Origin of the sequence: Cytobacillus citreus, from assembly GCF_018343665.1 — a bacterium.
GTDB classification, from domain to species: domain Bacteria; phylum Bacillota; class Bacilli; order Bacillales; family Cytobacillaceae; genus Cytobacillus; species Cytobacillus citreus.
Window position 1 is genome coordinate 1,092,123 of sequence record NZ_JAGYPM010000002.1, and the last position, 14,102, is coordinate 1,106,224.

The window sequence follows — 14,102 nt, forward strand, 5'->3', positions numbered from 1 at the left end:
TTTCTGAATGTTAGTTGAGTTTTGTCGAGTTGGAATGAAAATTGCATTACTTTATTTTAATCCTGGCATAATCAGAAATCCCTTAGATGGAGGTGGAAAGAAATGGGCCGATATATTTTCGGAAGAATAGGTTACATGCTAATAACATTTTTCGTCATTGCCACTTTTACATTTTTCTTAATGCAGACACTCCCTGGTTCACCATTCAATGATGAAAGATTATCTGAAACACAAAAAGAAAGGCTGTATGAAAGATATGGATTAGATGAGCCTGTTCCAATTCAATATGTCAAGTACATGACTAATATATTTAAGGGGGATTTTGGAGTTTCCTTTCAATATGATGGCCGAGCAGTATCAGATATTATCGGGGAACGGATTGGAGCATCTGTTGTTTTAGGGGCTCAATCCTTAATTTTTGGATGTATTATCGGACTTATTCTCGGAATCATTGCTGCAATAAAACATAATACAGCGATTGATTACGTGGCGATGGTCATTGCGGTTATCGGGTTATCCGTTCCGAACTTTGTATTTGCTGGATTATTGCAATATTGGGTTGGAGTTAAGCTGCAATGGCTTCCTGTAGCATTTTGGGAAGGATTTGAATATTCGATTTTACCAACGATTTCTTTATCTGTTTTTGTAATTGCAACAATAGCGAGATTTATACGTACAGAAATGCTTGAAGTATTAGGACAAGACTATATCGTAACAGCGAAGGCAAAGGGTTTAAATCAATTTGCTATTGTCATGAAACATGGAATTCGTAATGCGGCAATACCGATTATTACTATACTAGGTCCAATGACAGTATCACTTTTAACTGGGACATTGGTGATTGAACAGATCTTTAGTGTTCCAGGACTCGGGGAGCAATTTGTTAAATCGATTATGACGAATGATTTTCCGGTAATTATGGGTGTGACATTATTCTATAGTATTTTATTTATCGGTGTAGTTTTAATTGTTGATATTTTATATGGCGTAATTGATCCAAGGATTAGATTATCTGGGGGGACAAAATGATGATTATAAACAATAAAGAAATCACAGATGACCTGTTCCAACCAGCTGAATTAGAGAAGGGATCAGAAGACATTTCTCGTCCGACCATAACCTATTGGCAAGAAGTATGGAAACGCTTCCGAAAGAATAAAGCTGCATTCACAGGGCTAATATTAATTTCTATTATTCTCGTTTTAGCTATTTTTGGCCCCTATGCTAATGAGCATGGCTATGATGAACAAAATCTAGCAAGGGCTAATTTACCTCCAAAGATCCCTGTGCTTGAACAATTTTCTTGGTTAGGACTTGATGGAACTGACATTCAAGGAGTAGACCGCTATAAAGAAAATGGAATTACTGAATACTTTTGGTTTGGTACAGATAATTTAGGAAGAGATTTGTGGACACGCGTTTGGGAAGGAACGCGAATTTCACTATATATTGCCTTTTTAGCGGCGATCATTGATTTAATTATTGGTGTTGCTTATGGCGGCATTTCTGCCTACTACGGTGGCAAGGTTGATAATATTATGCAGAGAATTGTCGAAATATTAGTAGGAATTCCAAATCTAATCGTTATTATTCTACTAATCCTAGTTTTACAGCCAGGGATTGTTTCTATTACTTTAGCAATGGTTATTACAGGTTGGGTTGGAATGGCTAGAATTGTCCGCGGGCAAATTCTTAAACTTAAGGAGCAAGAATTTGTGTTAGCTTCCAAAACACTCGGGTCTAAGGATAGACGATTAATTTGGAAGCATTTAATTCCTAATACAATGGGGCCAATTATTATTACGACGATGTTTACCATTCCTACGGCCATTTTTACAGAGGCGTTTTTAAGCTTCATTGGTCTAGGGCTGCAGCCGCCAACCGCTTCTTTAGGAACATTAATAAATGATGGATATAAACTATTGCGGATCTATCCACATATGCTTGTATTTCCTTCGATCATTATCAGTTTAATTATGATTAGCTTTAATTTGATAGGAGATGGCCTTCGTGATGCTTTAGACCCTAAAATGCGCAAATAGGAGGATGAAATGTGGATAAAATACTGGATGTTAAAAATTTACAAGTATCCTTTGATACGTATGCTGGGGAAGTTAAGGCAGTTAGAGGAGTTTCTTTTCATCTGAATAAAGGTGAAACACTTGCCATCGTTGGAGAATCAGGGTCAGGAAAGTCGGTTACATCTAAAAGCTTGATGAAACTAATTCCTAACCCACCTGGAAGAATAACAGGCGGGGAAATCATTTTTGAAGGAAAAAATTTGGTCAATTATACAGAAAAGCAAATGCAGAAAATTCGCGGGTCTGATATTTCAATGATTTTCCAGGACCCAATGACATCTCTTAACCCGACAATGACCGTCGGAAAACAAATAATGGAAAGTATTATAAAACACCAAAAGCTGCCAAAGAAGCAGGCGAAAGAAAAAGCAATTGAATTATTAGAAATGGTTGGGATTATTAATGCACATAAAAGATTGACAGCTTATCCGCACCAATTCTCTGGTGGAATGAGGCAAAGAGTAGTCATTGCCATGGCTATTTCCTGTAACCCAAAGGTTTTAATTGCTGATGAGCCAACTACTGCTCTTGATGTAACGATCCAGGCACAGATCCTTGAGCTTTTAAAGAATTTACAGAAAAAAATGGGGACTTCGATTATTTTTATTACCCATGATTTAGGGGTTGTTGCCAATATAGCAGACCGGGTTGCTGTCATGTATGCAGGCAAAATTGTTGAGATTGGAAAGGTGGATGAAATTTTTTATAATCCTCAGCATCCGTATACTTGGGGTCTGTTAGGAGCGATGCCAAATCTAAATGAGGATGCTGAAGAGCTAATAACGATTCCCGGTTCACCTCCAAATCTCTTAAATCCGCCAATTGGTGATGCGTTTGCCAATCGTAATAAATATGCGATGAAAATTGATTACCAAATAGAACCGCCTATGTTCAAGGTGTCTGACACACATTATGCAGCTACTTGGCTGCTGCATGAAAAATCACCTAAGGTTCTGCCCCCAGATGCCTTAAAAAAACATAGACAGGTTCACTCAAAGGAAAGGAAAAAGGAGCGTTTGTCAAAGAAGAGAGTGAAAAGGGAGAAGCTTCTTGAAATAAAAAATTTGAAGCAATATTTTTCTTCTGGATCAAATGTTGTGAAAGCTGTAGACGGCATCAGTTTTGAAATATTTAAGGGTGAAACCTTTGGACTTGTAGGAGAATCTGGGTGTGGAAAATCAACAACCGGTCGAACGATTATCCGACTTTATCATGCTACAGAAGGAGAGGTTCTATATAACAATGTAAATATTCACGATAAAAAATCATCTAGTGAATCTCAAAAACTAAATCAAAAAATCCAAATGATCTTTCAAGATCCGTACTCTTCATTAAATCCGCGGCAGACAGTTGCCGATATTATTGCAGAGGGCATGGATATTCATGGGCTTGCAGCCGGGAAAAAAGAAAGATTGGAAAAGGTATATGAATTATTAGAAACGGTTGGATTAAACCGCGAACACGCGAATCGATATCCACATGAATTTAGTGGAGGACAGCGCCAGAGAATTGGAATTGCCAGGGCATTAGCTGTCGAGCCGGAATTTATTATTGCAGATGAGCCTATTTCTGCTCTTGATGTGTCGATTCAAGCACAAGTTGTTAATTTAATGAAAAAGCTGCAAAAAGAAAAAGGGCTTACTTATCTCTTTATTGCACATGATCTTTCCATGGTGAAATATATTAGCGATCGTATAGGGGTTATGTATAAGGGGAGAATTGTTGAATTAGCTGAAAGTGAAGAACTTTACCAAAATCCATTACATCCTTACACAAGATCACTTCTTTCAGCCATTCCTTTACCCGATCCCGAAACGGAGAAGACTCGAAAGAGAGTAAAATTTGATGAAAAATTCGTTTGGAATGGCAATGGTGAAGAGCCTGTTTTAAGGGAAGTAAAGGAAGGGCATTGGGTTTCGTGTACAGAGCAGGAGTTCCATGACTATAAAAAACATTTTGACGCTATCTAATCGAGTACAAAATAAGGATTCAATAAGGGGGAGATATCGATTACTAAAATCACACTAAGAATAATTTTTACTTCTCTTATCATTTCGCTTATTGGTTCCTTTTTTTTAGAAAATGGGAAGTGGATTGGCTTTATCAATTTCTTATTTTTTATTGGACTCCTGTTACTAATGATTGGAGGGGCATTATTCGTTCTCAAAGGCGGAATGTTTGACGGGATGATCTATAGCTTTCGCCGCTTTTATAAACATACTTCAAAGTTAGAGCAGTATGTTTCTGAACAAACAGGTGAGTCACATGATACTCCTATAAAAAATAGCTTCAGAGGTTTATATATCTATCCAATCATTATTTCCGGAGCTGCATTATTCTGTTTTACTTTGCTTGTATCAGTAATTTAATAGTAGATCACTGCAATTTTACTAGAGTTACAAGGTTAATTTTTATCTCAAAGAATGATTTTACATAACATGGAGGGATAGGCTGTGAAAAGACTTGAAAAATTAAGAGCAGTATTTAACGAACTTGGAATTGACGCGATGCTAATCACGAATGATCAGAATCGCAGATATATGACAGGGTTTACGGGTACAGCAGGTCTCGTATTAATTACAAAGGAAGAAGCATTTTTAGTTGTAGATTTCAGATATGTCGCACAAGCAAGTTTACAGGCGAAAGACTTTTCTGTCATCGAGGTAAGTACGAAAGCGGCATTACTTAGTGAAATTGTTCGACATACGGATAGATTAAACATTTCTAAACTCGGATTCGAACAAAATCATGTAAACTTCTATACTTATTCCCAATACAAAGAGAAGTTAAATGCCGAAATGATTCCACTGTCAGGGGTTGTTGAAAAGCTTCGGATGGTTAAGGATGAGGAAGAGATAAAGACAATAAGAGTAGCCGCAGAAATTGCAGATGCTGCCTTTACCCATATTCTTGGTTTTATTAGACCTGGGGTGTCTGAAATTGAAGTCTCAAATGAATTGGAATTTTATATGCGGAAACAAGGGGCTACATCGTCAGCGTTTGATACGATCGTTGCTTCTGGGCATCGTTCAGCATTTCCTCACGGTGTTGCCAGCAGTAAGTTAATTGATAAAGGTGATATGGTGACCCTTGATTTCGGTGCGTATTATCAAGGGTATCGATCAGATATAACAAGAACGCTTGCAGTCGGTGAACCGAATGAAGATTTGAAAGGAATCTACGATATTGTTCACAATGCGCTATCAAGAGCACTATCTGGCATTAAACCTGGAATCACAGGTGAAGAGGCAGATGCTCTCTCAAGAGATTTTATTACCGAGAAAGGCTATGGAAAACAATACGGACATGGCTCGGGACATGGAATTGGATTAGATATTCATGAGGAACCTTTTAAGAATGTGAATTGCGAAATTATCATACAGCCTGACATGGTTCTTACTGTTGAGCCGGGAATATATATTCCTAATCTTGGTGGCGTTCGAATTGAAGATGATATTTTAATTACTCAAGATGGCAATGAAGTGATTACGAAGTCAACAAAGGATCTAATTATTTTGTAATGAACATGCTGACCTTATGTCATAAAGCCTTATTCTAATGAATCGCTAATATAAATAAAAAAAGAAAGATAGAAGGGGAATTTTTATGAAAATGAAAAGTCCGATTATCATAGTTTTGATGCTCCTTGTTAGTACCTTTTTATCAGGCTGTTATGGAGGAGAGAGTAAAAAATCTTCCTCAGATGAAAATTCGAATAAGAATTCAAGCGAAAAATCGACTGAACAAGTATTAAACCTTGTTGAAGGCGGAGAGCTTCCGACCCTTGATACACTTGGACTATTTGATGCTCTGTCCAGTAGAACAATGAATAATATTTTTGAAGGCCTATACAGGCTGGATGAGTCACATGCACCAATCCCAGGAATGGCAGAGAGTTATGAAGTGAGTGAGGATGGTAAGGTCTATACCTTTCATATTCGTTCTGATGCGAAATGGAGTAATGGAACACCTGTAACAGCAAAGGATTTCGAATATGCATGGAAAAAGGCAATCAACCCTGAAACCCTATCAACTTATTCTTATCTATTTAATGATATAAAGAATGCTGCTGCTATACAGGATTCTAAAAATAGTTTGTATGGAAAGGTAGAGGAATTTGGAATTAAGTCTGTTGATGATCATACATTCCAAGTTGAATTAGATCATCCAGTACCTTACTTTTTAAGTCTTATTACGTATCCAGTGTTTTTTCCGCAAAATCAGGAATTTGTTGAATCTCAGGGAGATAAATATGCGCTTGAAACAGAAAATCTTTTGTATAACGGACCTTTTGTCCTTGATTCATGGGAGCATGAGGTTGGTTGGGTATATAAGAAAAATCCAAGCTACTGGGATGCAAAAACAGTTAAGCTAGATACAATCAATGTAAAGGTCGTAAAAGAAGCGGCTACAAGAGTTAATTTATATGATACTGGCAAAATTGATGCAACAGAAATAACCTCTGAGTTTATTAACCAATATGCTAGTTCTCCAGAATACAGTACATTGCTTAAACCTGAAGTATTTTTTATCCGCATGAATCAAAATAATAAATATTTGGCTAATGTCAATATTCGCAAAGCAATCGATATGGGTTGGGATAAAAAAGCAGCAGTGGATAGTCTCTTAAATAATGGATCAGTTCCGGCATACTACTTAGTACCTAAAGAATTTGCTTTTGATGAGAGCGGAAAAGACTTCCGTGCAAAATATCAAGGTTTTAACGATGAAGGAGTAGAAAAAGCAAAAGAATATTGGGAAAAGGGTTTAGAAGAGCTTGGTGTTGATAGCATAGAGCTAGAGTTTTTGAGCTATGATAGCGAGGAAAGAAAACAAATCAGCGAATACTTTAAAAATCAGTTAGAGACTAATTTGCCTGGTATTAAAATAAAGATTAATCAGCAGCCTAATAAGCAAAAGCTTGAACTTGAATCAAGCCTGCAATATGACCTTACTTATTCAGGGTGGGGACCAGATTTCCAAGACCCTATTACTTTTATTGATCTCTATCTTTCGAATGGATCGTATAATTGGTCAAATTATGCAAATGAAGATTTTGATAGTCTCGTAATGGAAGCGAAGACGAATCCGACCGATATTGCAAAACGATGGGAAAATATGCAGGAGGCAGAAAGAATTCTAATTGAAGAGGACGCTGCCATTTCTCCAATGTACCAATCTGGCCAAGCCCGACTTATGAAGCCATATGTAAAAGGCTATATCTCACATCCATTCGGTGTATTTGCTTCATATAAGTGGACATATATTGAAGGGAAATAAGTTTTTCTAATGGTTACCGGCTCTGAATCTATTGAAATAGGTGCAGAGCCAATAGTATTACAATTTATAATTATTTAATACGGAGGAGATAGTATGAACTTTAGCAAAATGTTTACAACCGTTGATCTGCATGTAGCAGGGGAACCTTTACGCGTCATAACTGGAGGGTTTCCTGAAATAAAAGGAAGTACTCAATTGGAAAGACGTGCCTATTGCATGGAGCACTTGGATCATCTTCGTGAAGTTTTAATGTATGAACCGCGTGGACATCATGGAATGTACGGCTGTATTATTACACCTCCAGCTAGTCCGCATGCTGATTTCGGTGTGCTGTTTATGCATAATGAAGGATGGAGTACGATGTGCGGGCATGGCATTATTGCTGTTATGACAGTTGGAATTGAGACTGGGATGTTCGATCTTTCGAATGGCAAAGAAAAATTTATTATTGATAGTCCTGCTGGAGAGGTTATCGCCTATGCAAAATATAGTGGGACCCAGGTTGAATCTGTTTCCTTTGAAAATGTCCCTTCCTTCGTTTATAAGAAAGACTTTCCTATCAAAATGGATGGCTATGAATTTAATGTTGATATTGCTTTTGGAGGAGCTTTTTACGCAGTAGTTGACAGTAAAGAAATGAATTTAAAGGTAAACTTTAAAGATTTACGTGAAATTCAAACATGGGGAAGCAAAATCAAACATTGTATTGAAAGCCAAATAGAGGTTAAACATCCGCTTGAGCCAGGATTAAAGGGAATCTATGGAGTGATTTTTTCTGATGTACCGAATAAAGAAGGTGCTGACTTACGGAATGTTACTATTTTTGCCGATGAGCAAGTAGACCGTTCTCCTTGTGGTACAGGTACCTCTGCCAGAGCTGCAACACTAGTTGAGCATGGTCGTTTAAAAGAGGGTGAAAGCTTTGTTCACGAGTGTATTACAGATGGACGGTTCATCGGTGAAGTATTGTCTCTTACTAAAGTAGGAGAATATAATGCAGTTGTTCCAAAGGTATCAGGTCAAGCATATATCACTGGATTTCATCAATTTGTTGTAGATCCGAGAGATCCTTTGAAGCAAGGATTTTTATTAGACTAAAGATAGGCATTCAAAAAACCTTTGATATTTTATCAAAGGTTTTTTGAATGGAAAACAGGGGCTCAAAGCCCTGGCCTCTATAGCATCAGTGCGCACGACATCATAGAATAGAAATGAATCTTCTTAGGGGATTGGCAACCAAAATATGAAAGAGCATTAGTAGCTGCTTTTCAAATTAATAGGGAAAAGGATAAAGCTGATGAAAAAAAGATAGATTCAAAAAGAAAAAGAAAATAGTATTAGTAAAATATCCCTTTTCTGAGATATGATGAATTCATATCAATAGTCGGGAGGTTCCAATGAAAAGAAATGTATATTTAGTACTTGCTATTATTTGGGGTCTTTATCTTGTTTATGCGATTTTTACTTATATTACTCACGTTTGGGGGTATAAAACTATCGCAGATCATATTATTGCCAATGCGTTTATAAGTTTATTTATATTATTAGAAATATATTTAATAAGAAAATTAATGAAACCTAAAAATCGTGATTATATGACCAAAGAAAAAAAGCTATTGATTTTGAGGAAAAAAGCTTAAAGGCAGGATGATCAAATATTGGTAATATTTAACGTTTCTTATTTTCTTAAAGTAAATAATGGTATAATTAAACTTGAGAATTAAGGGGTGTGAGAAGATGAGAATCATCAAATTTTTAATTATAACTTTAGTTCTGCTTGGTGTCATTGGTTACGGTGTTTATCATTATGGTACTAAGATTGCTTCCGATAAGGTAGTGGAGACTATTTCCGCAGAACTTGAGAACAGCGGAGAATTGGAAGAAATAAAGAAAACAATTGAAAGCGATCCTGAACTAATATCATTTATTGAAGAGGCTGAAACAGTAGACAGCAGCAAATTGCCGTTTACTACAAAAGAAGAGGCAACAAAAGTGTTAATTCAAAAAGTCGGCATTTCTGAACTAAATGATATTAGGGCACAGGTACAGAATGGATCTATTTCTAAAGAAGAGGTTCTTCAAGAAATCCAGGGGAAATTAACAGATGAAGAAATCATGGCATTAAAAGTAATTGCTTACAAAGAGCTATATAAATAGATTAGTAGGGCTGAGAAATTCAGTCCTTTTTTTATTTTGATCTTAACCCTAGTCTACCTCAGTTTACTTGTTTCTAGGGCTTTTAGGGCCTGGTATTGTATTCACAAAATAATAATCTCTCAAAATCTATTAAGTCGACAGCGTTTCTTTTAGACATAAGGCGACTGATAATGATGGACGAAAAAAATTAAGGCTTTTATCACAGATTATAAAATCAGAAAATTGGTAATTATTACTCTAATAGAAAATCCCTCCATATCCTACAATGAATTTAATAGGGAGAGGAGGGTTTTGATGAAAAGGAAAAAGTACTTTCTAGCAACCACTTTTTTAACTACAATTGCTTTAACTCTATCATCTTTGAATTTTACAAGTGCGGAAACAATTATGCCAAAGGAGTTGCAGTCAGTTAATTCTTTAGGTGAAGTAAAATCGCAGCCGAAGTATTCATACAAAGACGCTATTCGTGAAACAGTTTTTGTAGAATCAACCCTAGACACTGACAATAATGGTAAACCCGACCGGATTGCGGTTGATATCATTCGGCCGAAGGAATCGAATGAAGGGCTTAAAGTTCCTGTTATTATGGATGCCAGTCCCTATTATGAAAGTTTAGGAAGAGGAAATGAAAGTGAAGTGAAGGACAAAGATAAGGATGGGGTCAATGAGAAGTTTCCTCTTTTCTATGATAATTATTTTGTTCCAAGAGGGTACGCAGTAGCATTACCAGAAATGGTCGGTACGAATCAATCAGATGGATGTCCCACTACTGGCGGATATGAGGAAATTGAGAGTATAAAGGTTGTTATTGATTGGCTTAATGGGAGAGCTAAGGCATGGGATAAAAATAATCAGCAGGTAAGTGCTGATTGGACGACAGGTAATGTTGGCATGATTGGAAAATCATACGACGGTACTTTAGCTAACGGTGTTGCAGCTACGGGAGTAGAGGGTTTAAAAACCATCGTTCCAATTAGTGCGATTAGCAATTGGTATAATTACTATCGTTATGCAGGGGTTACTTACTATAATAATGGGCCTGGCGGATTAGCCAGCAGAGTAGTAAGCAGCTCACGCAAAGAAGCATGTCAGCCTGTATTTGATCGGTTAAATAGAGAGGCTGATGACGTAACAGGGGACTATAACGATTTTTGGGATGAAAGAAATTATGTGAAAGATGTCAAAAATGTAAAAGCAAGTGTATTTGCTATCCATGGTTTAAATGATTTAAACGTAAAAATGAACCATTTTGGTGATTGGTGGGAAGCTCTTAATAAGGAAAAAGTTCCTCGTAAACTATGGCTGACTCAAACTGGGCACGTAGATCCTTTTGATTTCCGCAGGGCGGAGTGGGTAGACACACTTCACCGCTGGTTTGATTACTGGCTCTTAGGCATTCAAAATGGCATCATGGATGAACCGGCTGTAGATATTGAAAGAGATGCTGATGTATGGGAAACTCAAGCCTCATGGCCGGAACAAAAGGCAAAATCCATTAAAATTCGTTTTGCTCCTGGAGAAGATCAAGATTCACCTGGAGTATTGACGACAGGTCCAGTAAAAGGTAACTTTACCCAAACCTTTACGGATAATCCACGGCAAACCGAAAGAGAAATGGTCACAAACGAAACAATGGTGAAAGATGATCGTCTGGTGTTCCTAACTGAACCATTAAGCGACGATGTTCGTTTTAGTGGTACGCCAGAAATTTCGCTTCGAGCAACAGTAGATAAAGAGAAAAGTAATTTAACAGTGCTAATCGTAGATTATGGAACAGATACCCGGGTCAATCATGAAGGAAGAGGAGAGGGCATTCAGACATTAACAAATGAAACCTGTTGGGGAGAAAGCTCGGAGACAGATGATGCTTGCTATAAAGAAACAATGAAAACTACCCATACAGCACCGTATGAGATTGTCACTCGAGGCTGGTTCGACCCGCAAAATTGGAAGTCACTATTAATATCAGATCCACTAAATCCAGGTAAAAATTATAAATTCGAGTGGCAAGCATTGCCTGACGATTATGTCTTTAAGAAAGGACATCGCATTGGAGTGATCATTGCTGGAAGTTCTTATCAGCGCTTCATTCCTTCCACTACAGGAGCTACTTTCAATGTGCATCTAGGGCAAAGCTTTATCAACCTGCCAATCGTTGAAGGTAAAAAAGCGGTTGATTTTTAAAGTATTTTATATAAAAAAGATAAAACCAGCAGTCTTCACTTTGAGTCTGCTGGTTTTATCATAAAATAAATCGATTTTATCTATAAAATAAAAGGAGGAGGCACTCTTAAGCACTTCCTCCTTTCAACTATTTATTTTCCGTTACCAGGTCCAATGCGTCGAGTCATATTAGCGCTCTTACTGTCATCCGTTTCTGAAGTAACTGTAAAGGTAAGGTTGGTTGGAGCCGGTTTATCGCTGCCTTTTGGAATCTTAACGTACACAGGTACAGTGGCTGTTTTTCCAGCTTCTACCTCAATGACATTATGCTGCAGTTGAACATCCCAGCCAGCATCCGTTTTGACATTAAGTCGTACAAGGTCAGTTGCAGTACCGGTATTTTTTACATTGAAATTATAAACGGCTATTTTTCCTGGTGTGGCAAATTGGGATGTACCGTTTTCAACCGCGACACCGCGTTCGTATGGACCTGAGCCATCCATATGACGAACTGCTACACGGTAGGAAAGGGCACTAATATCGTCATATTTCTTATCTAAAATATAGAAGTGAAGACGGTTATACTCGTCCTTATACTCACTGACAACGCCTTCGCCAGTTCCAGCTTTAAACAGGGCGTCCGCAAGCTGTTGGTAGTCTCCCTTGGACAGCATGGCAGTGGAGCCATCTGGTCGATTGAAGTCTACGAGATTGATATCTTCTTTATGTGAATCAATGACCCAAATGTTTGGTGAAGATTCACTGTTCTTTGTTTTCGCTAATAAAACACCTGAGTCGGGGGCAAAAGAATCATAGCCAACTCGGTCTACAACTTCCAATGTATAGTTATTGTACCACTTGGCACCACGCTGCATGTCTGCACGCCAATCATCGTTTAGTGAGTTAGGCGGTGTGTTATCTACCATGCTTATATTGATCCCAACTAATTCCTCTCGTCCAAATTGGCTACCGGCTGGAACCTCCCGTGCAAGGATATCTGTAAAGACTGGACCTGTCTCTGCAAGCTGATCACGGTCTAGGCTTAAATATTGATCCGGTGTTAAGAAGCCTTGTTTAATTTTGTTGCGCAGCATATGGTGTGCTGGAGCAGAAGCACCTAGTGTGGATGGGACCATCCAGCGAGTGTGCGGGCCGCCAGGACCATTAAAGCTGCCACGGCTCATTAATTCCCAAGGACCGGAGTAAGTTCTAGAAACTGGCTTCGCATATGGATTGTTGTAGTTGTCGGCAAGAGCCATGATATGTCCAAATTCGTGAGCGAAAGTACCCATGCCATCATTTTCACCTTGAATCGAGGTACCGCCGCCAGCACTTGACCAAATACTTTTCGCTGCATACCAAGAAGTCCATGGAACGTAACGAGTTACTGCTGAGTTAGGCATACCTGGAATTTTCGGTCCGAAGGCATCAGTCACTTGATCAGGACCTTGGAACATCATTTCGCCTAATTCTTGCCAAACACCTGATTCATCATAGCCTGCATGAACAATAAAATTAAAGTCGAATGTTTCCCCAGAAGCTTCAATGTCAGCTTTTGCTTTCGCAACGGCTTCAGACCTCAGGTTTCGACCTTTGGAACCTGGAGGCATATTCACTTGCTGTCCAAATTCATTAAGTCCATACTCGTATTCATTTCCATCCATCCGATAAGGCCCAAAAGCTTTAAGCTCAATTTTCCATTTACCGAAGGAGTTTTCTCTCCAATATTCATTTACTGTCCGATAGTTATTCAAGGCTGAAGGTTTGTTGAGAAAATCTTCCCACCACTTACCAAGCTGATCGCGCGGAACGTTTCCAGTACCGATAGGGTTGCCGGCAATTTCCGAACCCTCAGTCTGGCTTAGGATAAATTCTTGATCAGGGAAATCGACAATGATCAATGTACCTTTAATAACTCGTTCCGGTGTAATATCTGAAGTATTCCAGTCAATTCCGGGTACTGGACGGTAATCACTCCATGACATGTCCCGTGGCAGGACCCAGGATTGCGGATCCACCGGTTCTGGAAAATCAGATAATCCTGGCTGATCTGCGTAAGCTGTTGAGGAAACGGCAACCGTTAAAAAAGTAGTAAAAGCAATAAACGTCTTCTTCATGTTCCTCAAAACACCAACCTCCTATTATATGATCTGTACAGGCAAAGTATACCATTTTCGCAATAATCAGAACATATACAAAAGTCTGAAATACGAATAGTGAAAAAGTCATGGTTGGGAATAGGAAAATTGTTTTCATAAAAGGGGTATTTGATCTTTTCTGGAATAGTTCCATTTGTGGGGATTTTATGAATAGAATAATAGGTTGATTTGTAACGTTATTGGGATTGGTATTTCTTTTAATAGAATTCCAAAAAGCAAAAACGAAAAGAGAAAACTGAGTAATAGTTTTATTAGTAAGTGT

General features: G+C 38.0%; 11 protein-coding genes. 10 read left to right on the top strand and 1 reads right to left on the bottom strand.

All coding sequences use genetic code 11. The annotated features are described in order from the left end of the window. Positions 1-102 precede the first annotated feature (102 nt). From opp3b to KHA94_RS11360, 10 genes are all read left to right on the top strand, one after another. The gene (gene opp3b, locus KHA94_RS11315; RefSeq protein ID WP_213102193.1) at positions 103-1,029 is read left to right on the top strand and encodes an oligopeptide ABC transporter permease; all 927 of its coding nucleotides are present in this window, start codon (positions 103-105) and stop codon (positions 1,027-1,029) included. Beyond that, positions 1,029-2,042, top strand: coding sequence for an oligopeptide ABC transporter permease (gene opp3C, locus KHA94_RS11320; RefSeq protein WP_213102293.1), 1,014 nt, complete (start codon positions 1,029-1,031; stop codon positions 2,040-2,042). The genes opp3b and opp3C overlap by 1 nt, the downstream gene beginning before the upstream one ends. An 11-nt stretch (positions 2,043-2,053) precedes the next feature. Next, positions 2,054-4,051: an ABC transporter ATP-binding protein gene (locus KHA94_RS26280; RefSeq protein ID WP_213102194.1), complete on the top strand. Its 1,998-nt coding sequence runs from the start codon at positions 2,054-2,056 to the stop codon at positions 4,049-4,051. A 132-nt stretch (positions 4,052-4,183) separates the two neighbouring features. After that, positions 4,184-4,450 (top strand): DUF3899 domain-containing protein, encoded by a 267-nt coding sequence (locus KHA94_RS11330; RefSeq protein ID WP_338030770.1) that lies wholly within the window; start codon positions 4,184-4,186, stop codon positions 4,448-4,450. 84 nt (positions 4,451-4,534) lie between these two features. Continuing rightward, positions 4,535-5,602, top strand: a complete 1,068-nt coding sequence (locus tag KHA94_RS11335) for a M24 family metallopeptidase (RefSeq protein ID WP_213102196.1) — start codon at positions 4,535-4,537, stop codon at positions 5,600-5,602. Positions 5,603-5,687: 85 nt separating this feature from the next. Beyond that, complete coding sequence (locus tag KHA94_RS11340) at positions 5,688-7,361, top strand: peptide ABC transporter substrate-binding protein (protein WP_213102197.1); 1,674 nt, start codon at positions 5,688-5,690, stop codon at positions 7,359-7,361. A 93-nt stretch (positions 7,362-7,454) separates the two neighbouring features. Next, positions 7,455-8,459 (top strand): proline racemase family protein, encoded by a 1,005-nt coding sequence (locus KHA94_RS11345; protein WP_213102198.1) that lies wholly within the window; start codon positions 7,455-7,457, stop codon positions 8,457-8,459. Positions 8,460-8,758: 299 nt separating this feature from the next. After that, the gene (locus KHA94_RS11350) at positions 8,759-9,001 is read left to right on the top strand and encodes a hypothetical protein (protein WP_213102199.1); all 243 of its coding nucleotides are present in this window, start codon (positions 8,759-8,761) and stop codon (positions 8,999-9,001) included. 97 nt (positions 9,002-9,098) lie between these two features. Continuing rightward, positions 9,099-9,518, top strand: a complete 420-nt coding sequence (locus tag KHA94_RS11355; protein ID WP_213102200.1) for a hypothetical protein — start codon at positions 9,099-9,101, stop codon at positions 9,516-9,518. Between the two features lie 294 nt (positions 9,519-9,812). Continuing rightward, the gene (locus KHA94_RS11360) at positions 9,813-11,702 is read left to right on the top strand and encodes a Xaa-Pro dipeptidyl-peptidase (RefSeq protein ID WP_213102201.1); all 1,890 of its coding nucleotides are present in this window, start codon (positions 9,813-9,815) and stop codon (positions 11,700-11,702) included. A 131-nt stretch (positions 11,703-11,833) separates the two neighbouring features. Here KHA94_RS11360 and KHA94_RS11365 read toward each other — a convergent pair whose 3' ends face one another. Next, positions 11,834-13,798: a M6 family metalloprotease domain-containing protein gene (locus tag KHA94_RS11365; RefSeq protein WP_249365479.1), complete on the bottom strand. Its 1,965-nt coding sequence runs from the start codon at positions 13,796-13,798 to the stop codon at positions 11,834-11,836. Positions 13,799-14,102 lie beyond the last annotated feature (304 nt).

Bases quoted from the DNA above. Each gene is read 5' to 3' on its own strand.
- opp3b (WP_213102193.1), top strand. From the start codon at position 103: ATGGGCCGATATATTTTCGGAAGAATAGGTTACATGCTAATAACATTT.
- opp3C (WP_213102293.1), top strand. From the start codon at position 1,029: ATGATTATAAACAATAAAGAAATCACAGATGACCTGTTCCAACCAGCT.
- KHA94_RS11340 (WP_213102197.1), top strand. From the start codon at position 5,688: ATGAAAATGAAAAGTCCGATTATCATAGTTTTGATGCTCCTTGTTAGT.
- KHA94_RS11345 (WP_213102198.1), top strand. From the start codon at position 7,455: ATGAACTTTAGCAAAATGTTTACAACCGTTGATCTGCATGTAGCAGGG.
- KHA94_RS11350 (WP_213102199.1), top strand. From the start codon at position 8,759: ATGAAAAGAAATGTATATTTAGTACTTGCTATTATTTGGGGTCTTTAT.
- KHA94_RS11355 (WP_213102200.1), top strand. From the start codon at position 9,099: ATGAGAATCATCAAATTTTTAATTATAACTTTAGTTCTGCTTGGTGTC.
- KHA94_RS11360 (WP_213102201.1), top strand. From the start codon at position 9,813: ATGAAAAGGAAAAAGTACTTTCTAGCAACCACTTTTTTAACTACAATT.
- KHA94_RS11365 (WP_249365479.1), bottom strand. From the start codon at position 13,798: ATGAAGAAGACGTTTATTGCTTTTACTACTTTTTTAACGGTTGCCGTT.